Source organism: Thermanaerothrix solaris (genome assembly GCF_032334255.1).
Taxonomy (GTDB): Bacteria; Chloroflexota; Anaerolineae; order Anaerolineales; family Anaerolineaceae; genus Thermanaerothrix; species Thermanaerothrix solaris.
This window is the reverse complement of sequence record NZ_JAUHMF010000001.1, coordinates 415156-439443: the sequence shown is the minus strand read 5'-3', so window position 1 is coordinate 439443 and position 24288 is coordinate 415156. Positions and strand designations below refer to the sequence as shown.

The 24288-nt window shown below is 47.5% G+C and carries 21 protein-coding genes; 17 read left to right on the top strand and 4 right to left on the bottom strand.

The window, feature by feature from the left end; genetic code table 11:
* The first annotated feature begins 166 nt into the window (after positions 1 to 166).
* On the top strand, positions 167 to 745 hold the full coding sequence (locus QYE77_RS01985) for an O-methyltransferase (protein ID WP_315623669.1): 579 nt from the start codon (positions 167 to 169) through the stop codon (positions 743 to 745).
* Positions 746 to 801: 56 nt separating this feature from the next.
* Here QYE77_RS01985 and serC read toward each other — a convergent pair whose 3' ends face one another.
* On the bottom strand, positions 802 to 1899 hold the full coding sequence (gene serC / locus QYE77_RS01980; RefSeq protein ID WP_315623668.1) for a 3-phosphoserine/phosphohydroxythreonine transaminase: 1098 nt from the start codon (positions 1897 to 1899) through the stop codon (positions 802 to 804).
* 401 nt (positions 1900 to 2300) lie between these two features.
* Here serC and aroH point away from each other — a divergent pair, with 401 nt between their 5' ends.
* From aroH to QYE77_RS01925, 11 genes are all read left to right on the top strand, one after another.
* Positions 2301 to 2663, top strand: coding sequence for a chorismate mutase (aroH, locus tag QYE77_RS01975; RefSeq protein WP_315623667.1), 363 nt, complete (start codon positions 2301 to 2303; stop codon positions 2661 to 2663).
* Positions 2664 to 2685: 22 nt separating this feature from the next.
* Positions 2686 to 3699 carry a 3-deoxy-7-phosphoheptulonate synthase gene (aroF, locus tag QYE77_RS01970; protein ID WP_315623666.1) on the top strand — a complete coding sequence of 338 codons (1014 nt, stop codon included), beginning with the start codon at positions 2686 to 2688 and terminating at the stop codon, positions 3697 to 3699.
* Positions 3696 to 4556: a prephenate dehydrogenase gene (locus tag QYE77_RS01965; protein WP_315623665.1), complete on the top strand. Its 861-nt coding sequence runs from the start codon at positions 3696 to 3698 to the stop codon at positions 4554 to 4556. Before aroF ends, QYE77_RS01965 begins: the two co-directional genes overlap by 4 nt.
* Positions 4553 to 5866, top strand: a complete 1314-nt coding sequence (gene aroA / locus QYE77_RS01960) for a 3-phosphoshikimate 1-carboxyvinyltransferase (RefSeq protein WP_315623664.1) — start codon at positions 4553 to 4555, stop codon at positions 5864 to 5866. The genes QYE77_RS01965 and aroA overlap by 4 nt, the downstream gene beginning before the upstream one ends.
* Positions 5853 to 6749, top strand: coding sequence for a shikimate dehydrogenase (locus tag QYE77_RS01955; protein WP_315623663.1), 897 nt, complete (start codon positions 5853 to 5855; stop codon positions 6747 to 6749). The genes aroA and QYE77_RS01955 overlap by 14 nt, the downstream gene beginning before the upstream one ends.
* A 1-nt stretch (position 6750) precedes the next feature.
* Positions 6751 to 7860 carry a chorismate synthase gene (gene aroC, locus QYE77_RS01950; protein WP_315623662.1) on the top strand — a complete coding sequence of 370 codons (1110 nt, stop codon included), beginning with the start codon at positions 6751 to 6753 and terminating at the stop codon, positions 7858 to 7860.
* The gene (aroB, locus tag QYE77_RS01945; protein WP_315623661.1) at positions 7857 to 9452 is read left to right on the top strand and encodes a 3-dehydroquinate synthase; all 1596 of its coding nucleotides are present in this window, start codon (positions 7857 to 7859) and stop codon (positions 9450 to 9452) included. Before aroC ends, aroB begins: the two co-directional genes overlap by 4 nt.
* Positions 9442 to 9924 carry a type II 3-dehydroquinate dehydratase gene (gene aroQ, locus QYE77_RS01940; protein WP_315623660.1) on the top strand — a complete coding sequence of 161 codons (483 nt, stop codon included), beginning with the start codon at positions 9442 to 9444 and terminating at the stop codon, positions 9922 to 9924. The genes aroB and aroQ overlap by 11 nt, the downstream gene beginning before the upstream one ends.
* Before the next feature lie 8 nt (positions 9925 to 9932).
* Positions 9933 to 10232 carry a YciI family protein gene (locus tag QYE77_RS01935; RefSeq protein WP_315623659.1) on the top strand — a complete coding sequence of 100 codons (300 nt, stop codon included), beginning with the start codon at positions 9933 to 9935 and terminating at the stop codon, positions 10230 to 10232.
* Positions 10233 to 10264: 32 nt separating this feature from the next.
* On the top strand, positions 10265 to 11098 hold the full coding sequence (gene pheA / locus QYE77_RS01930; protein ID WP_315623658.1) for a prephenate dehydratase: 834 nt from the start codon (positions 10265 to 10267) through the stop codon (positions 11096 to 11098).
* Positions 11099 to 11159: 61 nt separating this feature from the next.
* Positions 11160 to 12410, top strand: coding sequence for a glycosyltransferase family 4 protein (locus QYE77_RS01925; protein ID WP_315623657.1), 1251 nt, complete (start codon positions 11160 to 11162; stop codon positions 12408 to 12410).
* Here QYE77_RS01925 and QYE77_RS01920 read toward each other — a convergent pair.
* Positions 12396 to 13898 carry a B12-binding domain-containing radical SAM protein gene (locus QYE77_RS01920; protein WP_315623656.1) on the bottom strand — a complete coding sequence of 501 codons (1503 nt, stop codon included), beginning with the start codon at positions 13896 to 13898 and terminating at the stop codon, positions 12396 to 12398. The genes QYE77_RS01925 and QYE77_RS01920 overlap by 15 nt on opposite strands.
* 143 nt (positions 13899 to 14041) lie before the next feature.
* Here QYE77_RS01920 and QYE77_RS01915 point away from each other — a divergent pair, with 143 nt between their 5' ends.
* From QYE77_RS01915 to QYE77_RS01900, 4 genes are all read left to right on the top strand, one after another.
* Positions 14042 to 15265 (top strand): sensor histidine kinase, encoded by a 1224-nt coding sequence (locus tag QYE77_RS01915; RefSeq protein ID WP_315623655.1) that lies wholly within the window; start codon positions 14042 to 14044, stop codon positions 15263 to 15265.
* Positions 15234 to 15887, top strand: coding sequence for a response regulator transcription factor (locus tag QYE77_RS01910; protein WP_315623654.1), 654 nt, complete (start codon positions 15234 to 15236; stop codon positions 15885 to 15887). The genes QYE77_RS01915 and QYE77_RS01910 overlap by 32 nt, the downstream gene beginning before the upstream one ends.
* 98 nt (positions 15888 to 15985) lie before the next feature.
* On the top strand, positions 15986 to 16843 hold the full coding sequence (locus QYE77_RS01905; RefSeq protein ID WP_315623653.1) for a hypothetical protein: 858 nt from the start codon (positions 15986 to 15988) through the stop codon (positions 16841 to 16843).
* A 139-nt stretch (positions 16844 to 16982) separates the two neighbouring features.
* Entirely contained in the window at positions 16983 to 18077 is a 1095-nt protein-coding gene (locus QYE77_RS01900; protein WP_315623652.1) for a glycerol dehydrogenase, read from the top strand.
* A gap of 301 nt (positions 18078 to 18378) precedes the next feature.
* Here the strand turns inward: QYE77_RS01900 and QYE77_RS01895 are convergent, their stop codons facing one another.
* Complete coding sequence (locus QYE77_RS01895) at positions 18379 to 19221, bottom strand: fibronectin type III domain-containing protein (RefSeq protein WP_315623651.1); 843 nt, start codon at positions 19219 to 19221, stop codon at positions 18379 to 18381.
* Between the two features lie 410 nt (positions 19222 to 19631).
* On the opposite strand from QYE77_RS01895, the gene QYE77_RS01890 reads away from it, so the two are divergent.
* Complete coding sequence (locus QYE77_RS01890) at positions 19632 to 22340, top strand: valine--tRNA ligase (RefSeq protein ID WP_315623650.1); 2709 nt, start codon at positions 19632 to 19634, stop codon at positions 22338 to 22340.
* A gap of 50 nt (positions 22341 to 22390) precedes the next feature.
* Here the strand turns inward: QYE77_RS01890 and QYE77_RS01885 are convergent, their stop codons facing one another.
* The gene (locus QYE77_RS01885) at positions 22391 to 24091 is read right to left on the bottom strand and encodes a DUF6909 family protein (RefSeq protein ID WP_315623649.1); all 1701 of its coding nucleotides are present in this window, start codon (positions 24089 to 24091) and stop codon (positions 22391 to 22393) included.
* Between the last annotated feature and the right edge of the window lie 197 nt (positions 24092 to 24288).

Below are 24288 nucleotides of genomic sequence, written 5' to 3'. Positions count from 1 at the left end.
TACCATGGCTCACAGGCTTGAGGTCATTGTATAATCCAACTGTAATGAAAAACCTCCACCTTTATGATGGAAATGATGTATCGCTAAATCAAGTTAAATGCCCCAAACTACCCCAGATTCACCTAACATTCACGACTATATAACTCGTCTTTTCGCCCCAGAGGATATGGTTCTGCGTCAAGTGCGTGAAGCGTCCTTTGACCAGGGTCTTCCGGATATTGCCATTACTCCAGAGGAAGGCGCGTTTCTGAGTTTACTAGTACGTTTATGTCGGGCACGCCGTGTATTGGAAATCGGTACGCTGGTTGGTTATAGCACATTATGGCTCGCACGCGCACTTCCGCCAGATGGCATTGTGGTCACCGTTGAGAAATCGGCTCGACATGCGGCGCTAGCCCGACAGAATTTTGAGCGGGCAGGCCTGGCAGAGCGAATTCTCCTTCTCGAAGGTGAAGCCAAGCACTTGCTTTCCAAAGCAGCGCGGTTAGGGCCGTTTGATTTTGTTTTCATTGATGCGGATAAGGAAGGTTATCCTTTTTATTATGACTGGGCCTTAACTATGGTCCCCTCGGGCGGGGTAATTGCGTTTCATAACGCGCTATGGGGAGGTAGTGTGGCCCTGCCTTTCCACGGCCCTGCTATTGATGCTATACGTAACTTCAACCACATGATCGCCAATGATTCGCGAGTTGTAGCACATATTTACCCGGCTGGTGATGGTACCTTGATCGCGGTCAAGCGCTAAAAGTAAAGCCCCTTGCCATAATGGAAGCAAGGGGCTTGGGAAATTTTTCTATTATTTTATCCGTATCGTTGTTGGAAGTCTTTCATGAAATCTACCAATGCACGAGCGGACTCTAATGGAAGCGCATTATAAAGTGAAGCCCGCAGGCCGCCAACGGAACGGTGCCCCTTCAGCCCGATCAAGTCAGCCTTTTTGGCCTCTTTTACGAAGATTTCCTCCAATTCTTCGCTAGGCAAGCGGAAAGGGATGTTCATGATGGAGCGTGCCTCAGGACGTGCATGACCACGGTAGAAGCCGCCACTTTCATCAATTACCTTATATACCATATCGGCTTTCTGGCGGTTAATCTCATACATTTTGGACACACCACCCAAGCCTTTCAGCCATTTTAGGACTAAACCGGTGATATATATGGCGTAACAGGGTGGTGTATTGTGGAGAGAGCCACTTTCAGCCAGTACCTTATAATCCAGCATCACTGGGAGTTTCTCCGGTACCCGAGCGAGCAGATCCTCCCGCACAATCACAATCGTGACGCCAGCAGGACCGGCATTTTTCTGGGCGCCGGCGTAAATAACACCATATTTGCTGACATCAATTGGCTGACTTAAGAAATCTGAGGACATGTCGCATACTAATGGCACCCCTTCAGGCACAGCGGGTTCTCGTTTGAACTCAACACCATGGATGGTTTCGTTATGGCAGAAGTGAACGTAGGCAGCATTGGGATCAAATGAAAGTTCACCATCTTCGGGTAATCGGGTGAAGTTTTCACTTTCCCCGTTAAAAACCACACGCGTATTGCCCAGTTTCTGCGCCTCTTTGAGCGCGGTACGGCTCCAGGCACCAGTTACAATGTAATCAGCAGAAGCACCAGCCGGCCGTAGGTTCATTGCCACCATAGCGAACTGCAACGATGCCCCACCTTGCAAGAACATGACCTTATAGTTTTGGGGAATACCCAAGAGTTCGCGCAGGTCAGCTTCGGCAGTTTGGATAATGGCTTCGAATTCTTTGGAGCGGTGTGACATTTCCATTACCGACATACCGGTTCCTTGATAGTCAAGCATCTCTCGCTGTGCTTGCTCCAGAACCGGCACTGGAAGGACTGAAGGACCGGGATTGAAATTGTGGACACGTTTGTAGGTGTTCATTTGGGAACCTCACAGTCTGGGAAATCGTGGAATTGGAGTAGCCCGAAACGACCTCAAACTTGGTGGGCTTATATACTATCATACCCCAATTTTGAAGAAGTGGTATAAAAAATTGTCTAACAATTTACCAAATTTCAGTACCCACGCCCACAAAACCTTGACAAATTTGGGACGAGTGATTAATATAGCGGGCAATTCTACACCCAAGAATCGTTTTACCCCATATGTCACGGTTTGCCTTTTTCTATTACTACTTTTATTGGGCCCCTCCTGGGAGCAGGTTGCTCCAAGAAGGTGGTTAGCCGTAGGTAGTGGTAGAAAAAGGCAACCCCTGGATTGGTAAAGAATGACGTGGAGCAACCTGCTCCACGTCATTTGTTTTATAACCGGAGGTGGCGTTTATGAACTTAGTCGCAATTCGTGGCGCAATCACTTGTCTTGAGAATTCACCCGAAGCCATCTTGTCTTCCACCCATCGTTTGATGAGCGCACTAATCGAAAAGAATCGTCTTTCACCCGAAAATGTTGTCTCTATTATCTTCTCGGCTACACCAGATCTGAATGCCGTCTATCCGGCACAGGCAGTGCGGGAAATGGGATGGTCACAGGTCCCTATGTTGTGCCTGCAGGAGATGAATGTGGAGAACAGTTTAGCCCATTGCCTGCGCGTGTTAATTCACGCCACACTGCCCCTTCCCCCCCATCATGTTTATTTAGAACAAGCCCAATCCCTGCGCCCTGACTGGGCTCAGGATGAACCTTAATGCAATTGAAAGGAGGAGCGCGATGATCGTGGTTATGAAACCCAATGCCTCTGAGGAACAGATTCAGAAAGTGGCTCAAAGGATTGAATCCTATGGGCTTAAGGTGCATTTTTCCCGAGGCACCGAGGTCACCATTTTGGGTGTCATTGGAGATGATCGTATCATCAATCGTGATCAATTGGTGCACATGGAGGGTGTGGATAAACTCATCCCCGTGCTCAAACCCTATAAACTGGCTTCACGAGAATTCCATCCGGAGAATACGGTGTTTGAGATTAATGGCATCCAGGTTGGGGGCGAACGTATTGTGGTGATTGCCGGTCCTTGTGCAGTCGAGAGTCGTGAGCAAATTCTTGAAGCAGCTCAAAGGGTCAAAGAGGCAGGAGCTCATATGTTGCGCGGAGGGGCTTATAAGCCGCGTACCTCACCCTATTCGTTTCAGGGATTAGGTGAAGAGGGTTTAAGGTTTCTCAAAGAGGCCAGCGAGCTCACCGGGCTACCGGTTGTAACCGAGGTGATGGATATCCAAACCCTACCGTTGGTGGCTGAGTATGCCGACATCTTACAGATTGGTGCCCGTAATATGCAAAACTTTCCTCTGCTTCATGCGGTGGGTGAATCTCAAAAACCCGTTTTACTCAAACGCGGGATGTCCTCAACTTTGGAAGAATTGCTCATGTCTGCTGAATACATTCTCACCCACGGCAATCACCGCGTGATTTTATGCGAGCGGGGAATACGTACTTTTGAGAACTTTACTCGTAACACCCTGGACATCAATGCCGCGCCGGCGCTGAAGATGCTCTCGCACTTACCTGTTTTTATTGACCCCAGTCACGGCACCGGGCGCTGGGAATTGGTTGAACCGGTCTCGCGAGCGGCCGTCGCTGCCGGGGCGGATGGGCTGATCATTGAGGTACATCCGCGTCCGGATCAAGCGCTTTCGGATGGTGCGCAATCTTTAACCCCAGAGCGCTTTAGTGCACTTATGCAGAATCTCGCTCCTGTAGCCCAGGCTGTAGGTCGTTCGCTATGAAATCTCTGTCTGAAACAGACTTTACCATCATCGGGTTGGGGCTAATGGGTGCATCGCTCGCGGCGGCTTTAAGGCCACATTGTCATAGGATTTGGGGTGTTGATCAAGACCCAGGAGCCCTTCAATGGTGCCACGCTCAGGGTTGGATTGATTGTGGTCATCAGAGGTTCGAGGATGCTATTCCCCATTCTGATGTAATTGTTTTGGCTACACCGGTTCGGACAATTTTAACCTTCTTGGAAGCCATTCCCTCATACCTAATGCCCGGAACCCTTGTTATGGATCTGGGGAGCACTAAAACAAGCATCTGCGAGAAAATGGAACATTTACCTTTGGGAGTGGAAGCCATTGGGGGTCATCCGTTGTGCGGTCGAGAAGTTTCCGGTGCTCGTAATGCGGATGCAAGTCTTTTTCAGGATCGCCTTTTCGTTCTTGTCCCAACGGAGAAAACATCGCCTCGGGCTTTGGATCTAACAATCCAGCTTGTCAAGTCCATTGGCGCTCGTCCTGTGATCCTGGATGCCGCAACACACGATCGTTTGGTTGCAACAAGTAGTCACTTACCCTACTTGGTAGCCTGTACCTTGGTCGCCACAGCCTCACGGATGAGTGATCCAGAAAACTTTTTATGGCATCTGGTTGCCAGTGGATTTCGAGATACCTCACGGCTTGCGGGCTCGGATGTTCAAATGATGTTGGACATCTTGCAAACTAATCGCTCCAATATCCTTAGAAGTATGAAGATCTTTGCGCAAACTGTTAACGAGCTCATCCAGATCTTAGAGAGCGAAGACGAGGCCCAACTTAAAGCCTGGTTGGAAAACGCCCGTGAAGAGCGAAGGAGGCATATCCAATGAGTCCGGTTCGTGTTTTCCAATGTTCGAGGCTGGAAGGCACGGTTTATCTCCCTGGGGATAAATCTATCTCTCATCGCGCCCTGCTCCTAGGGGCTATAGCTCAGGGGACGACCACAGTGTCTAACTTTCTGCCGAGTGGTGATTGCCTAGCCACAGCGGGTGCACTACGTGATCTGGGGATTGAAGTAGTGTTACCCGATTCGCATACAGCCATTGTTCACGGACGTGGATTAAGGGGTTTTCGTTGCCCTGAAAAGCCGGTCAATTGCGTTCGTTCCGGAACTACTATGCGTTTACTAACGGGTCTATTAGCCGCCCAACCTTTTGAGAGCACCCTCACCGGGGAGGAACAGTTACTTCGACGTCCTATGGAACGTGTGGCTAGTCCGTTGCGGCAAATGGGAGCACATATCTGTACGATGAACGGATATGCTCCTATCATCATCACAGGGCAAAACCTGCGCGGTGCTTGCTTAGCGTTGGATGTACCAAGTGCTCAAGTGAAAAGCGCTATTTTGCTCGCAGGCATATATGCCGATTCGCCTGCTACGCTCCTTGAAGCTGCCCCTACCCGTGATCACACCGAGCGAATGTTGGGGGCCATGGGGGTTAACATAGATATCCGCGAATCTAAAGGAATACGTGAAATTACCTTGATCCCTCCTACCCATCCTTTATTGCCTTTAGAGATCAAGGTGCCAGGTGACTTTTCCTCAGCGGCGTTCATTCTGGCAGCCGCGTTACTTGCACCTCAATCCCGAGTCAGAATAAAGGATGTAGGAATAAACCCAACCCGGATCGGGTTTTTAGACGTTTTGTATCAAATGGGTGCAGATATACGGATTGCAGGTGAACGCATAATGGCTAACGAGCCGGTGGCTGATCTTGAGGTGCAGACTAGTGAGTTAGAAGCCGTAGAAATTAAGGGTGATTTGGTGGTGCGGATGATTGATGAGTTTCCCATCCTGGCCGTTCTGGCGACTCAAGCACGGGGACGAACAATCGTTCGCGATGCCTCAGAATTGAGGGTTAAAGAAACGGATCGCATTGCCACCGTGGTTAAGGAGTTAAAAAGGCTCGGTGCTCGCATCGAAGAGAGACCGGATGGTTTTGAGATTTGGGGCCCCTCCCAATTAAGGGGTATACCGGTTAGCAGTCACGGCGATCATCGCCTTGCTATGAGTCTCTTTGTAGCTGGTTTGGTGGCGCAGGGAGAAACTGTTATTGATGATCTAGATTGTGCTGCCGATTCGTTTCCGGGTTTTCTGACGGTTATGCAAAGCCTAGGAGCCCACTATGTCCAGTATTAATGCCCAAACCCAAATTGTGGGAATAATTGGCTGGCCATTGCATCACAGTCTATCGCCTGTTATGCACAATGCCGCCTTTTCTCACTTAGGGCTCAATTGGGTTTACCTTGCCTTTCCTTTTCCTCCTCACTATTTAGATGATGCAGTGCATGGATTACGGGTGCTAGGTATTAGAGGATTCAACGTGACAGCCCCATTTAAACAGGCGATATTTCCCTATCTGGAGCAAGCAAGTGAAGTGGCTAAGGCATTGGGAGCAGTTAATACTGTTGTGGTTCGAGAAGATCCGAGCAGCGGGAGAAGATGGCTTTATGGAGAAAATACCGATGTAGACGGTTTTTTGCGGAGCACATCTGCCTACCTAGAACAAATCCCCCATGACCACGCCATCATTTTAGGAGCCGGAGGAGCAGCCCGAGCGGTGGCTTATGCGCTATGTAAAACCGGTTTCAGGGCGGTTTCCTTCGTAACGCGTCATTTAGAACGGGGTCAAACTTTGCTAAAAGAAATTGAGCGTTGGGAATATAGTACCACTTTCAATCTTATCTCGTTCCGAGAGGTGGATCGGCTTACTCGGGTCGAAGATGTATCAGTGTTGATAAATGCCACACCGGTTGGCACATGGCCGGAAACAGATATCTCACCACTGCCCGAGTCGTTTAGCCTTCCAGCGCATTGGCTGGTTATTGACTTGGTCTATAACCCCCTAAAAACGCATCTGCTTAAACAAGCCGAGAGCGTGGGTGCTGTTGGAATAAACGGCTTGGGGATGTTAGTGCATCAAGGCGCGCTCTCATTTCGAGCTTGGTGTGGGTTAGATGCGCCGATCGAGGTTATGCACCAGGCTTGTTTAGAAGCGATCTGTTCTACGAAGGAGGCATGATATGTTGCGGTTTCTCACAGCAGGTGAGTCTCATGGGCCTTGCTTGCTGGCTATTATTGAAGGATTACCAGCAGGTCTACCTATTGATCTGGATCGGATAAATTTAGAGCTTTTGCGGCGTCAAGGGGGTTACGGCCGCAGTCACCGCATGAAAATTGAGCAAGATCGCGTGGAAATTCTTAGCGGAGTCATCAATAAGATCACCACCGGCGCGCCATTGGCGATACGGATAGAAAATCGCGATTGGGTGAATTGGAAAGACAAGTGGGAACAGGGGCTTTTAGAGCCATTGACCGTACCTCGTCCGGGGCATGCTGATTATGCCGGGATGATTAAGTATCGGTTAAACGATGCTCGACCGATTTTAGAACGCGCAAGTGCTCGAGAGACGGCAGTTCGCGTTGCAGTTGGTGCTATTGCCAAACAATTATTAGCACAGTTTGATATTATGGTTGGAAGTTATGTGTGTCAAATAGGGACAGTGGTGGCCAGGATTCCCTTACGTCCTTATCCAGAATTGTGGTCGGAGGCAGAAGCCAGTGAAGTTCGTTGTCCCAATCCAGAAGATGGAGAACGCATGAAATTGGCGATTGATGAAGCCCGACGCAAAAAGGATACCTTGGGAGGTGTCTTCGAGGTCCAGGCGATCAATGTACCGGTTGGTTTGGGTTCGCATGTGCATTGGGACCGCAGGCTGGATGCTCGGATCGCCATGGCAATGATGTCAATCCAGGCGATAAAAGGGATCGAAATTGGTCCCGCTTTTGAAAATGCGGGGCTACCGGGCACCCAGGTACACGATGATATATTTCTTGATTCAAAAGGAGGGGTTACACGTTTCACCAACCGTGCTGGTGGAATCGAAGGAGGCATGAGTAATGGTAATCCGATCGTGGTTCGGGCAGCTATGAAACCCATTGCAACGACCGGTACCCCCCATCAATCTGTGGATGTTGTTAATGGCCGCGCTGCTACGCCAGTATATCAACGCTCTGATATCTGTGCTGTGCCGGCGGCTTCAGTTATTGGAGAAGCCATGTTGGCATGGGTACTAGCGGATGCCCTTTTGGAGAAGTTGGGGGGTGATAGCCTCGAGGAGATGAAGCGATGACGCAGCGAATAATCCTGACCGGGTTCATGGGAACAGGAAAAACAACGGTTGGTAAGCTTCTGGCCGAGAAGATGGGATTGCCATTTATGGATTTAGATGAGGAGATAAGTAGGTGCACTGGTCAAAGCATACCAGAGTTTTTTGCTCAATGGGGAGAGGCTGCCTTTCGAGAACTCGAGTCTCAAATGCTGCGCGAGATTCTTAGACAAGAGCGGTTGGTGTTAGCAACTGGTGGAGGAACTCTTTTAAGAGACGAAAATCGAAAGTTGTGTGAGCAGGCAGGGACTGTGGTGTGTTTGACTTGTGATCTCGAAGTGCTTCAGCGGCGTTTAGATAATAAAGAAATGTCTTATCGTCCTTTGTTAATGAATGATAATCCTAAGGGAACTCTGGTTGAACTTTGGGAGAGGCGCCGCGAAGTTTATCGTAAGATTTTCTGGCAAGTGGATACTTCAAGTAAATCGCCTCAGCAGATTGCGGATACCGTTTTGGGTTTGGTCAATACTTCTGTTATGGATTTGAGTTATCCGGATGGGGTGTGCAAAATCTTGGTGGGAAAAAGAGTGTTTTCTTTACTTGATACACTTCTTAATTCCTTTGGCTTTTCAAATACCATACGTATTGCTGTGATCTCAAACCATACCGTGGCTGCGCTTCATGGTGAACCTTTACTCGCTGAGTTGCGAAGGATCGGCTATACCCCCTATTTAATTACCATTCCCGATGGTGAGGAGTATAAGAATCTTGAGACCGTTGCAGGCTTATATGACCAATTGCTGGGGGCACACATAGATCGTGGCGATCTGGTTATTGCCCTGGGAGGAGGTGTGATTGGGGACATTGTGGGATTTGTGGCGTCCACGTATATGCGCGGCTTGCCCCTTATCCAAATTCCCACTTCGTTGTTAGCAATGGTGGATGCTAGCATTGGCGGGAAAACCGGGCTCGACCTTCCCAAGGGAAAAAATTTAATCGGTACTTTTAAGCGACCCTTGGCAGTGTTAATAGATCCAGAGTATTTAGATACATTACCAAGATCCGAATTCCTTTCGGGGATGGCTGAGGTCATCAAACATGCGGTTATTGCCGATCCACTCCTTTTTTCTTGGTTAGAAAGTGGGCCACAGAATGTATGGGTCGGCGAGAATTTGCTCCTTCGTGCTGTATCGGTTAAGATAAACGTGGTACAGGCTGACCCATATGAGAATGGGCTGAGGGCAATTTTGAATTTTGGACATACGATTGGTCATGCATTGGAAACTCTAAGTAATTACACGATTCGTCATGGTGAAGCAGTAAGTATTGGGATGGGGGTTGAAACCAGACTGGCAGAACATCTTGGCCTCATTGCTTCAGGTGAGGCGAGACGTATTATCCGTCTTATTGAGCAATGGTCCCTTCCAATCTATCATCCCCTGCTCGAAAGGGAGGAACTATTTAGTGTTATACGATACGATAAAAAACATAAGCAGGGCAAGTTGCGTTGGGCTTTGCCATCACGGATTGGAGAGATAAGGTTGATATCAGATATTGATGAACGAAGCGTAAGGCAATCTATAGATTCCCTCAAGGAGGCAGTCAATGCTGAATGATGATTCTTTTCGCATTCTTGTCATTCATGGTCCGAATTTGGGGTTGCTGGGACGGCGCGAACCTGAGGTTTATGGTAGTGTTGCTTTGGAATGGATTAATGGTAAATTACATGACTATGCGAATAGCCATAATGCCGTACTACGAATTTTTCAAAGCAACTCCGAGGGGGAAATTATTGATCGTATAATTGCCAACATGGAATGGCTAGACGGTGTGCTAATCAACGCGGGAGGATATACCCACACCAGCGTAGCCATTCGCGACACCTTGGCAGCGATTGGCAAGCCCGCTATTGAGGTTCATCTCTCTAATATTTATGCCCGCGAGCCCTTTCGGCATACCTCTCTGCTAGCGCCAGTATGCGTAGGACAGATTAGCGGCTTAGGATGGCGTTCTTATCTCTATGGTCTCATGGCATTGTTGGACCTTCTTACTGAGCGTAATCAAATCAACACCTCAGCGAGGGAGTAGAATACACAATGAAGCACTTTCTGGTCGAAATTACATACACTTTACCATTTGAACAAATTGCCCCTTTAGTGTCTGAACATCGCGCCTTTTTACAGGAAGGCTACGATAGTGGGATGCTCCTAATGTCTGGACCGATGAATCCTCGCGTTGGCGGTATTGTCATTGCCCGTGCGGAGAACGAAGAACAACTTCGTGATTATTTTTCACGCGATCCTTATTTCCTCAAACACGCAGCCACATATCGATTTATCGAATTCGATCCGGTTAAATACCAAATGTTCATTGCAGATTGGGTAAGTGGAAAGTAATCCCGATTTCCAAATTCAGAGATATAGTTATCATGAAAATAATAGCCTTTCAAGGTGAACACGGTGCCTATTCCGAAAGCGCGGCTATTGAATATTTCGGTTCTCAAATTGAAACCCTGCCATGCGAATCATTTGAAGCCGTGTTCGACGCTGTCGAACAAAAAATAGCAGATCAGGGTATTATTCCGATTGAAAATTCTCTAGCGGGGAGTGTTCATCAAAATTATGATCTCTTATTGTCTCGTTCGTTGCATATTATCGGAGAATACCATTTGAGAATTCAACACTGTTTGATCGGCTGGCCCAATGCGGATATCAAACGCTTAAGAAAAGTTATTAGCCACCCTCAGGCACTAGCGCAATGTCGTGAAACCTTAAAACGCTTGGGGATCCCTTCTACCGAACCTGTCTACGATACTGCTGGCGCAGTACGTTTGTTACTGAACCAGGCCGATCCCGCTGTGGCAGCCATCGCCTCGCGACGTGCCGCAGAAGTTTACAACATGTCCATTCTTGCCGAAGGGATCGAAGATCATTCGGCAAACTTTACCCGCTTCTTGATCTTGAGCCGCGAGGCCATTGATCCTCCTCTTAACCAGGCCAAGACCTCGATTGTTTTTACGTTGATCAATCGTCCAGGTGCTTTGTTTCGGGCTTTGGCTGTGTTTGCTCTCCGCGAAATTGACCTGGCAAAAATTGAGTCTAGACCAGTTTTTGGCAGACCGGGTGAATATCTTTTTTATGTTGATTTTTTCGGTTCCACAGCCAATAAAGTTGTCGAGCGGGCTTTGGATAACCTGAATGAATTTGCAACTATGCTGCGGATACTTGGGTGCTATCCCTTTCATCCCCTTCCATTATCATGATTTCTACCTATGTTGCAATCTATAATATGAAGGTGTTTGTTGGGATGGATTCTGCGGAGGGATGATGAAAAATTTGGGCTTTGTTTCCACCCGCTTTGCCGGTACGGATGGGGTGTCTTTAGAGAGCGAAAAATGGGCTATTGTGCTGGAGCGATTAGGGTATTCTTGTTTCTATTTTGCCGGGGAGTCTAATCGTCCGAACGATGTCAGTTATATCGTTCCTGAAGCTTCATTTCATCACCCTGAAATTATCAAGATCAATTCGATTGCGTTCGGACACCGGATTCGCCCTCCCGGCTTAACCAAAGAAATCTCTCGGATTAAAGGTCATCTAAAAAATCATCTGAAAAACTTCATCAAGCAGTTTCAGGTTGACATTTTGCTTGTCGAGAATGCTCTCGCTATTCCCATGAATATTCCTTTAGGGCTAGCGCTATGCGAACTTATCGCCGAATCAGGTATTCCCACAATTGCTCATCACCATGATTTCTTTTGGGAACGTACACGGTTCATGGTGAATTGTGTCTGGGATTACCTTAACCAAGCCTTCCCCCCTAACCTCCCCTTTATCAGACACGTTGTTATAAACTCGTCTGCGGCTCACCAGTTGGCCCATCGAACCGGTATAGCCTCGGTTTTAATTGGAAATGTGATGGATTTCGAGAATCCACCGGTTTTAGATAATGACTACACGAAATTTTTACGTCGAGATCTCGGGATTCACGACGATGAATTTTTCTTTCTTCAACCCACCCGTGTGGTTCAGCGCAAAGGCATTGAACATGCCATTGAGCTTATCCACCGTTTAGGACTTAAGGCTCGCCTAATCATTTCGCACGCTAGCGGCGATGAAGGACACGACTACGAGCAGCACATCCGATGGCTGGCGCAGACCCTGAATGTATCCGTAAACTTTGTCTCTGACATAATTCGTGATCAGCGTGGGCAGACACCTGATGGTCGCAGGATATACTCCCTTTGGGATGTTTATCCGCAAGCGGATCTAGTAACCTACCCATCAACCTTTGAGGGCTTTGGGAACGCCTTTCTAGAAGCTGTATACTTTCGCCGCCCCATCCTTATTAACAATTATTCAATCTATGCATACGACATCAAACCCAAGGGCTTTCGCACAATTGAGTTTGATGGATTTATTACTGACCGCACGATCAATCAAGTCAAGCATCTCCTAACTCACCCTGAGGCTATGAGCGAAATGACCGAGCACAATTATCGTTTGGGTCTTAAGTATTACTCATTCAAAGTACTAGAGCACCGACTTAGAGATCTGCTATTATCATGGAATCCGTAAAGTGGATGAAATTTCATTCGTCTGCATCACTTTGCGAAAATGAAATCCATAAATAGCCAGTGTGATCGCGTGAACAAACTTCTGGGGATACTTTAAAAGAGTACGGAAGAGCAAAAGCCAGAATTCCCGTCGCTCATCACCCTTAATTCCTAATTCCCAAATCGCTTTAACAAAAGCCTTTATCTCTTCCCCTTTTATCGGAACACCTATCCGAGGTGGTACATAGTGATCCAAAAAGGTCATGATCCGTCTATAGAAGCCTCGGGGATTATATAGTTCTCTCAGAATAAACTGATAACCCTCCCGCAATTGATTGAGTCCCATCTTAGGGAGGATATTAGTAGTACCATCTGTGTTATCACCACTGATCTCGGCCTGCAAACGACCTTCAGCCGCCAATCGTTCATATAATGGCGTACCATAAGGGGCCTGAAGCATTCCCACCATGGCTGTAACGATACCACTGCGTTGGATAAATTCAACCTGCCGCTCAAAAACAGTAGGGGGATCGTTGTCAAAACCTACAATAAAGCCTCCCATAACTTGTAAACCCGCTTGTTGCAAGCGGCGCACGCTACTCAATAAATCTCGATGCAAATTGTGCGATTTATGACATTCACGTAAACTTTCTTCTAAGGGGGTTTCGATACCAACAAACACGGACACAAAACCTGCTTCTCGCATCATGGAAATAAGTTCCGGATCATCCGCAAGGTTGATAGAGGCTTCGGTAATAAAAGGGCACCCTATTTTGCCTTTTCGCCAAGTGATCAGTGCCGGTAATATTTCATCTTTTATTTGGCGACGGTTGCCAATAAAGTTATCATCCACAAAGAAGATGTTTCGACGCCAACCCAGGTCGTAATACATGGTATTTAATTCCGCGACAATCTGCTCGGCACTTTTCGTGCGTGGACGATGACCGAAGAGGGCGGTAACATTGCAAAACTCGCAGTTGTAAGGGCAGCCACGGGAATACTGGATACTTAAAGACTCGTAAGCAGAAATTTTAGCCAACTCCCATGCCGGTATCGGCGTTGCACTCAGATCCGCATAGGAACTGGCCTGATAAAGAGGAGCCGGATTCCCCTTTTCAAAGTCTTCCAAGAATTGAGGCAAAGTGACCTCACCTTCCCCCAGCACCAGATGATCAACCTCCGAGAATCTAAACCATTCTGCTGAAAATAACGGTCCTCCAGCAACAATGCGTTTTCCCGCTCGCTTGGAACGGTTTATGACCTCTTTGGCCGAGGAGCGTTGTACCACCATCGCTGAAATCATCACTATATCTGCCCTGGCGATGTCTTCATCAGTGAGTTGTTCGACATTCATATCCACCAAACGCTTGGACCAATCTGCTGGAAGCATAGATGCCACCGTCAGTAATCCTAACGGTGGCGAGGATGCCTTCCTTCCGATAAATCGTAAAGCATGTTTAAAACTCCAAAAGGTATCTGGAAATTCCGGATAAACTAGGAGCACATTCATGGCCTTCCCTCCCGCATAAACTTTCCCATACTTTGAGTGTAAACTCTTCTCTTGATCAGAGAATAGGAGTGAGGTCATACTTAAGCCCCATTTTCTCAATATGTAAAAAGTTTCGGATGCATAGGTCTTATAATTGAGTCACAATGACAAAAAGCAACCATTATTCTGTTTTCGCGGGCAGCGGGATCCATCTGGCTTTCTCAGTCATGGTGCTAGCGGCATTCTTCACCATGCTGAGCACAATCCGAGACATTTCTATCCCTATCCTGACCATCACCCTGCTCATTGGGGTAATTTATTTAGGTATCGGGATTTACGGTTATCAATGGATCCTTGCACGCACTGACCTCTCTCGCCGTATCTTGTACTTTATAATTCAAATACCACTGGGAATGGGTCTGGTCTTTCTCGATGGGCAAAGCGGTTTTGATTTTCTGGCCCTTCTCCCGCTTGTGGGTCAAAGTGTTATCTTGTTGCAAGGGGTGTGGAGACAGGCTGTTAATGCCATTATTCTTGTTGGGTATGCTCTACTTACAATTATTGTTGGGGGTGGATGGCAAGTGGCTTGGGCAAATGCCCCAGTTTTCCTCGCCGGACAAATCTTTATCCTGGTATTCACTCAAATGGCTTTGAACGAAGAAAAAGCCAAGCAAGAAGTGCAACAATTAGTTCACGATCTTGAAAGCGCGAACCAGAGGTTACGCGAATACGCGCTTCAAGCCGAAGAATTGGCCATAACCCGAGAACGCAACCGCCTTGCTCGCGAGATCCATGATGGTCTCGGTCACCATCTGACTGCGATCAATATTCAAATTCGTGCCGCCAAAGCCATTCTAGAGCAAAATCCCCACCAAGCCATTGACCTACTCAATAAGGCCGAAGTCCTTACTCAACAAGCATTACATGATGTGCGCCAATCTGTGGCAGCGCTCCGCGCACCCTTAGCAGAAGGACCATTAATCCCCCAAATCCAACAGATTTTAGACGCAGGAAGTAACGGCGGCATCAGGACATCCCTCATCGTTATTGGCAACCCTCGCCCCATTTCACCTCAAGTTGCCCTAACATTGCTGCGAGCGATCCAAGAAGGCTTAAACAACACCCTTAAGCATGCCCATGCCACCGAGTTCCAGGTGACTTTAGACTTTGAATCCCCTTCAGCGATCTTTCTAACCATTCAAGACGATGGCGTTGGTGGAATGACCTCAACACAAAATGGATTTGGTTTGCTAGGGATGCAAGAACGCGTCGTGCAACTCAATGGTCAACTTGATATTCAATCCATTGAAGGTCAGGGATTCTCTATTCGTATGGTATTACCGACCGAGGTAAATTATGACCAAAATAAAAATTATGCTGGTGGATGACCAGGCTCTCTTTCGAGAAGGGCTAAAAACGCTTTTAAATTCCCGTCCCGAATTTGAGGTCGTAGGGGAAGCCAGTAATGGTGAAGAAGCAATTCGGCTTGCTCATTTGCTTCGCCCCCAGGTTATCCTAATGGATTTGAGGATGCCCATTTTAGATGGTGTTCAGGCAACCCGGCGCATTCGCAGTCTACACCCCGATTGCAATATCATTGTTCTCACAACCTTTGACGACGACGAAGATGTTTTTGAGGGACTTCGCGCAGGCGCTATTGGTTATCTTCTTAAAGATGTGTCTTCGGAAAAATTGTTTGAGGCAATCCGCTCAGCCGCAAAAGGCGAATATTTCCTTCTACCCTCAATAACAGCCAAAGTCGTGGCTGAATTTTCACGATTACCTCGTATCGCCTCTCATCCTATTGAAGCCGAAAAAATTCTTTCGCCACGTGAGATTGAGGTTTTGCGATTGGTCGCTACGGGCATATCTAACAAAGAGATCGCGGAACGTCTTTTTATTTCAGAAGGGACGGTGAAAAATCATCTTTCTAATATTCTGTCCAAACTAAATGTAAAGGACCGCCTTCAGGCAGTTATTCGCGGACGAGAATTAGGGATACTTCCCTAAACATCTCTCAATTATGTCTTAAGAAACCCCCCAATAGATTGAAAGATGCATAAACTTAGGTTAATTAGCGTGATGACGTTCTTCCTGGTCTCCCAATCATGAACGATAGCGATCTAATCGAGAAAAAGATTCGCCTTCCACCCCCTTGGCAAATAGCCATAGGTTCGATACTGGTCATTGCCGGTTTATTAATCCTTGCCGACCCCTATCTATGGCCGGGTCATCTCCGATGGCTGGCTCTGATCGTAAGTGGCCTCTTGCTCATTGGATGGTCATTATGGGCGCGCCGAATTATTTTTTGGATAGTGGGTTCCTTCCTGTTTAGCCTTGGAATAGCCTGGGAAGGTTATCTGTTTTTAGCCCCCTTGCCCTTTGAATTTATCATCTGGATTGGCGTAATCGCGGTGGGAGTAGCAATAAGTGGCTTGATTATTGGTTTACTCACACCATGTTTCTTTACTCGTTCAAGCGGGTGGGCGTTCCTGCTTGCGCCTTTGGGAGCAGTCACTGCTTATGTAGCCCTTTTTACCCATGCCAGATTGAGTGACATTGCATTTTTATTTTCCGTTTTGGGTGGCCTTTTCTTTATTACGTTAGGTGTTCGCTATCGTTCCGTGGGTTGGCTAATACCAGGTGGTCTTCTTTTAGGTATTGGTCCTGGGATTTATGCTCTCATAAGCCGCCTTCCCATAGAACCACTCCTTACCGCGATTGGTTTATCTCTCCTCTGGTTTGCGTTCGGCTGGATCTTAATTTCTCTAACCAGTCGAATGATCAGGCAAAGCGCTCTTTGGTGGCCTCTCATCCCGGGCGGAGTATTGGGCATCGCCGGCATATCGCTGTACATCGCAGGCAATCCTTCTGCAACCCCCACCTTGCTCAGCAACACTGGCTCGATTGCTATTATTGTTTTCGGTCTCTATCTTTTACTCATGAGACGCGGAGTGCAACGATAATAGTAGAATCAGCCATATTGTGACATAAATCACCCTATTTCAATGATAATCGTTCTGCTTTATTATTTGTGAATTTTGTAACAATATGCTAGAATCCATATTGTGAATTTTATCACAAGTTATTAGGAGGTATTTGACAATGATTACAACCACAATTTTCCCTGGACGTTATGTACAAGGCTATAATGCGTTGGAACTCTTGGGCGAAGAAAGCGCTCGATTGGGCTCCAAAGCTTTGGTGGTGGCCGATCCATTCGTTCACGAAGCAATCCTTCCCGAACTGCTTCCTTCTCTTCAAAGACACATTGACACCCAAGTTGAAAAGTTTGGTGGAGAATGCTCAGACGAAGAAATTGATCGGTTAGTAACGGCAGGCCAAACTTTCGAGGCTCAGGTTGTTATTGGAATAGGGGGTGGAAAAACACTTGATACCGCCAAGGCTGTGGCATATTTTCTGCATCTTCCGGTCATCGTTGTTCCAACCATCGCTTCAACCGATGCCCCATGCAGTGCGCTTTCAGTGATCTATACGCCAGAGGGGCAATTTAAACGCTACCTCTTCCTGCCCAACAATCCCAACGTCGTACTGGTAGACACTCGCATCATTGTTAAAGCCCCGGTACGCTTCCTGATCAGCGGCATGGGCGATGCTCTTGCCACTTGGTTTGAAGCCGAGTCTTGCCAAATTAAACGCGCCCCTAATATGACAGGGCGTCTTGGCTCAATGACCGCTTATGCTTTAGCCCGACTCTGTTACGAAACTTTGCTCACCTACGGTGTTCAGGCCGTGACCGCCAACCGCGCTGGTGTTGTATCCCCAGCTTTTGAAAAAATAGTTGAAGCCAACACCCTTCTCAGCGGTCTGGGATTTGAGTCGGGTGGTTTAGCAGCAGCCCATGCTATTCACAATGGCCTAACCGTATTAGAACCCACCCATCATTACTTCCATGGCGAAAAAGTGGCAATCGGCACCCTAGCCTCCTTATTCCTCACCGGAAAAACTCCTGAGGCCATTAATGAAGTCTACTCTTTCTGTGAGGCAGTAGGACTTCCGACAACCCTCGCCGAAATTGGTCTAAAGAATATCGGTGACGACGATCTAATGCGTGCCGCCGAAAAAGCCTGTGCTCCTGGTGAGACCATTTTCAACGAACTTGGAGACATCACACCTCAATCTGTTTTCATGGCTCTAAAGGCCGCGGATGCCGAGGGTCGCCGCCGTAAAGGATTTTAATCAATTAGTCTAGCAAATTAACCCGCCCCACTCGTTCGATTAAGGTCGAGTGGGGCTTTAATTCCTTAGATATCAACCTGATGAAAAAATGCCCTATCGAAGAACAGAACGAAGCCCTGGTGAGATTCTCCACACGACAGGAGCACTGACTACATTATAGGGGTTTTGTGGCTGTTATCCTTGCTTTCGAGATTAATTTTCCCAATCTTTTGAGTACCGCGCTTTAAAAACCCATAAGGCAACCATGACTGCCGAAGCGACAACAAGGGTTATTTTTGCCCCCCTCAATACTTAGGTTCTCTTAAGGCACAGGCCAAGGGATATTAGCAGGTTGAGAGTAACCATGCTTTTCAACCGTATAAAGTACCCCTCCAGAGGGTTGAGCACACCCTGGCTCATCTGTAAACGTATAACTAGTCTGATATTGGTCCGATAATCCCACAGGCCACCAAATGAGGTTACCTTGCTGACAGACAAACACATCTAACATGTACCCCCGATCATCGTCTTCCGTCATGGATACACGACTCCACGACACAGTAACCTGAGTTCCATCCCGGATCGCCTGGACATTACTCGGCGGGGGATATAAAACGCTCGGGCCAGGCAAACGCGGTTTGGTGAAGTAAACCCTGGTAATATCTCCGTTTACGTCCACTACAGAGGGCGAGACCCAGCAAAAGTAGTTGAGTTTATCGAATTTCACATATAACCAGGCACTATACTGAAATCGGCCTCGTACCGTACCATGATCTCCCGGATACAAATCAGCGGCATGGAGGAAAGCCCGGGCTGGTCCATAACGACAATGTGCCTGCATCTTAACCACAACATCGGGAAAATCAAACGTCGGGGTAAACGTGACGGTAAATGTAGCTGAAGGTGTTGGGGTGAGGGTTATCGTAGGAGTTAGCGTCTGGGTGAAAGTGTGTGTTGGACTCAGAGTTAACGTAAAAGAGGGCATAGGCGAAAAAGAAGGGATGAGCCCAGTAGTTTCTTCAGGAAGTGGTGGAAGGGTATTGGTGCTGATCTTGTCCAGAAGATAATCCTCCCCTTTTATAGGTTTTATAGGGGAACACGCAAAAAGAAAAAGCAAACCTATAACTGCCCCAATAAATAAACTATTAATTTTCGAAGTTGTCATCTCGAACCTTAAGTACCTCATTACATAAGCCATTATAACGGCATTTGCTAATTTGACATCTCACTGTCTTCTCTGTATAATCGGGTCAAATCCAATAACCAAATCGCCAGAAGGAGTAAGTCGGGCAACCTCTGACAGAAAAAGAGGTCATTGGCTGAGAGCCTCAGCAGAGAGACCTGACCGAAGTCGTCTGGCATTATGGCCGAAGAAATCCCGCTTGGGGAGAGTAGACCGGCACGGGTGAGCCCGTTATCGCGAAAACCGGATGGTAGTCCGGGAAAGTGCGCTGGTCAAAAACCGGCGAAATGAGGTGGTACCGCGGAAGAGAACCTTTCGTCCTCATGCGAGGAGGAAAGGTTTTTCATTTCGATATGGGATAGATTCTAAGAACTCAACGCTAAGAGGTGCACATGTCTGGTTACAACCTGCCCAAAACATATGATTTTTCTGCCATTGAAGAACCGCTTTATAAATGGTGGGAAGAACGCGGTTATTTCAAGCCATGGAACGATCCCAACTTGCCCAATTTTGATCCCTCTCACAAACCGTTTGTCATCAGTATCCCCCCACCCAACGTGACAGGTGAACTACACCTCGGCCATGCCATGTTTGTAGCCATGGAAGATTTGATGATCCGTTATCATCGCATGAAAGGGGAACCCACCCTCTGGGTACCCGGCACCGACCACGCCGGAATTGCAACCCAACTTTTAGTTGAACGTGAATTGGCAAAAGAAGGGCTACGCCGCGAACAACTCGGACGTGAGGCTTTCCTTAAGCGGGTATGGGCGTGGAAAGAGAAATACGGGGGCATCATTACGCGTCAGATTCGCCGTTTAGGTGCCTCGTGCGATTGGAGTCGTGAGCGTTTTACCCTTGACGAAGGACTTTCACGCGCTGTGCGGGAAGCCTTTGTGCGTTTGTATGAAAAAGGGTTAATCTACCGTGGTTTGCGAATGATCAATTGGTCGCCTGGCCTCCGTACTGCAGTTTCAGATCTTGAGGTAGAGTATTCTGAAGAGCCCGGCACACTCTATTATTTCAAATACGTTCTTGATGACGATCCCAATACCTATATTCCCGTTGCTACTACCCGCCCTGAGACCATCCTTGGTGATACTGCCGTAGCGGTTAACCCTCAAGACGAACGTTACACCTCTTTTATTGGTCGTAAAGTACGAGTACCCATTCTAGGGCGTCTTATACCAATCATCGCCGATTCATATGTAGACCCCGGTTTTGGTACCGGAGCTCTCAAAGTCACCCCTGCCCATGATCCCAATGATTACCAGATTGCCTTACGCCATAATCTCGAAATCATCAACATTATGACCGAAGAGGCTCGAATTAATGAGGCCGGTGGACCATATGCTGGTTTAGATCGCTTCGAATGCCGTAAAAAACTTTGGGAAGACATGCGCGCAGCCGACTTGGTCATCAAAGAAGAACCATATACGATAACCGTACCTCGCTCTCAACGGGGTGGCGAAATTATTGAACCCCGACTCTCCGAACAATGGTTCGTTCGTATAAAGCCCTTGGCTGATGCTGCATTACAAGCCGTACGCGAAGGACGCATCCGTATCATACCCGATCGTTTCACCAAAATCTACTACAACTGGATGGAAAACATTCAGGACTGGTGTATCAGCCGTCAACTGTGGTGGGGGCATCGCATACCGGTTTGGTATTGCGATGATTGTGGAGCTATGACCGTTGCCCGCGAAGATCCTACATCCTGCGCCACTTGTGGTAGTCCACATATTCATCAGGATGAGGATGTTTTAGATACATGGTTCTCATCAGGATTATGGCCATTCTCAACCCTAGGGTGGCCGGAAGAAACCCCCGATTATAAATATTTCTATCCCACCTCAGTTCTGGAGACCGGGTACGATATTCTCTTTTTCTGGGTAGCTCGAATGATCATGTTTGGCCTTGAGTTTACCGGTCGCGAGCCCTTCCATACGGTTTACTTACATGGCCTAATCCGTGATGAGCATGGACAGAAAATGAGCAAGACCAAGGGGAATGTAATAGATCCTCTTGAGGTCATGAATCAAATGGGCACTGATGCGCTCCGCTTCACTTTGCTAGTTGGTTCAACTCCTGGAAATGATATCAATTTAAGTCTTAAAAAGGTGGAAGCCAATCGGAATTTTGCCAATAAAGTGTGGAACGCTGGAAGGTTCGTCATTGGAGCGCTTGATTCGTGCCCACCAGCCCCTCAATCATCCCCCCAATGGACATTAGCCGATTCTTGGATTTGGGCACGCTTGCAGAACCTTCTCCGTGAGGTGGAGCGATTATTTGAATCTTACCAATTTGGCGAGGCCGGGCGACAAATTTACGATTTCTTCTGGTCAGAATTCGCCGACTGGTACATTGAGATCGCCAAACTTCAATTGGCTCAAGGGGGTGATCGAGCGTTTTATACGGCATATACCCTGGTGCGTGTCCTTGATGCTTGTCTAAGATTACTTCATCCTTTCACCCCCTTTGTCACTGAATCTTTGTGGGGGCATCTAAAACAAGCTGCCCAATCAAAAAGTGAGTTGCTCGCCCCCAAAGAGGGTTGGGCGGAGGCATTGATCATCGCGCGTTGGCCTGAACCTCACCCCCCCGAGGATTGGGAAGAGGAAAAGACCGAACATTTTGCAATGGTACAGGACATCATCCGAGCGATTCGCAACGTTCGCACCGAGAAGAAAGTTCCTCCCGCCAGGAAGATACCTGCCGTAATTGTGGCAGGCGATCATGCTGAAATGCTTTATGAGCAATCTCAAATCATCGCCGCACTCGCTGGGGTCTCTACGGAAGAATTGCAAATTCTCAAGGATCGGGCGACTCGATCTGGCAACGAAATTGCTTTGGTCGCGAGGGGTATCGAGATTTACATTCCCCTGGCCAATTTGATTGACTTTGAGGCAGAACGGGCGCGCCTGCAGAAGGAATTGGCAGAAGCTGAACAACAAATTTCACGGTTGGAAGTATTACTTGCCGGGCCGTTTGCCGAGCGAGCACCAGCTCAGATTGTTGAAAAGGAACGGCAAAAACTTGAAACCTTCCGCGAGACCGCCGCGCGCCTGCGTGACCAACTTCGAGCCTTAGACCAGTAACCCCCCTTACCCCAGAGCGGCCTTATTATTGATGAGGCCGCTCTGGTTTCTTAAGCAAGTCGTGCTCGTTCGTTGGAAAAAATTCGCCTCAAAATGGCAATGGTTGTTGCATAGGTTGAATCCATGCCAAAATAGGAGAGAGTACCTGCACCCAAATTCTTCCCTTTACTTAGGGGAGTGTCTGAAGCATAATGCAGAATTCCAACATCAAAAGGAAGATTGTAAAGGCTCACAATCTCATTAACTGGATGCCGCTTAGGATGGGTCATTTCATAAATAGCCGAAAGGTAAGGACCGGCTTCCATCTCAACGTCGGTATAGCCTTCTCGATAGACTACATCCATAATCTGCGCATTTTGTAGAAATGTACCGAAAACGCTCACCGCTTTCTGATTATCTAACACCGTACCAAAAATTAAATAAGGCGCAACATCCGAAGCGCTAAAGCAGTTTTGAAATAGATAGGTGTTCTGGGAATGCTCGTCCTGGACCACATTAGGGATCATAACATCCCCTAAACGCCCATTTAAAGTGGCGGCTTTGCCCATAACATATACCCCCAAAATAGGCTCAACGTATTCGGCAATGAGAGCAAGAAGATTATATGCCCCAAGACCAAGGGGGTAATCTATATTGAGAATAAGCGCATTGCTTTGCTTCAGATAGTCCATATTCCCTGCGCGAATGCGTGGATCAAAATTCGCGCTGTTTAGGGCAGATAATCGGATAACCTGAGCCTCAATATCAAAGTAATTTCCGCTCGGAATGCGATATATCCCCCGTTCTTTCTCATACTCCAATTGCTCTTTAAGTGTGTAGCGACCTTTTGAAGTTTGTTGATATTTCTTTAGAATGTAATACAAAAAGTTTTCTTCGCCCAAAGACTGGCGCTGCTCAATACTATGCCATTCGTCAAGCCAATCTGAAAATTGTTCCTGATTTAGAAACCGAATCAATTCTTCACGTTTGGAAAGAGCATAACCAGAAAGCAAATTGGCCACACTATGAGTGTTACTAGAAATAAAGTAAACCGGCTTTTCCAATAATTCAGGATGAGTTCGCACGATATTTTCCCACCACGCTCGGGTGGCACGCCTGTATTCTATCAATGACCCACTGAGTAAACGCACGCTTATATTACATGCGCGATGGGCAATTCGCTGTAAATTTACGGCAAATCGTGTTCCCCATACCGCCCGCAGGCGTTCTAAATCCTCCTCGTTTATTTTCAAAAGGCTAGCCAACTCTTGTGATAAAGCCGGTTCATTAACGAGTCTTTCCCAACTGATGTCTGCGGGCCGTCCTTGTAACAGGCGGTGGAGCTTATTCCATTCGATTTGAAAGGCGGTCAGGGTGGGGATCAAATCGTCAATATCCGAGCGACTTGCGATCAAACACGCCAGAGTATCGCGGTGGTTAAAATAGCATCTCCGACGCCGGGCACGGGCAGTAACCTGCTGCCATTTGTCTACATCAGGATAGCCATGTCGTGTAAAAACTTGTAAACTTTGTCCCAAGATAACCGTCTGAACCTCTGAAATACACTCCGGTAATCGGAGGAGACTATAAATAAAAGCCGAAGTGTCAGGCGTGGGCTTCCGTGCATCAGGATGCAGCGAAGAATTAGTGGCAAGATGAACTTCCTCCAATGCTCGAATCTGCACTTTTTCGGTTGATCTCAATAGAGAATAAATTGTTCGCAGGTAAAGGGCAATCTCCCCTGATGCTGTACTTGGGACCGTTCGCTCCATCTATATAACTCCATCACCTTGGAATTGTGAAATTTTAGCATAATGACAAGGATATTTATAATTTTCGCACCTCCCCGACTTTTCTCAACCCATCTTATCTATACAGAATAGACATTTGGCCTGTTTAGCGATGTATTAATGTGCCTTTTGAAGGGTTGAGAGAGAAAAATAGGGGGAGACTGGACCATGAAGGGGGG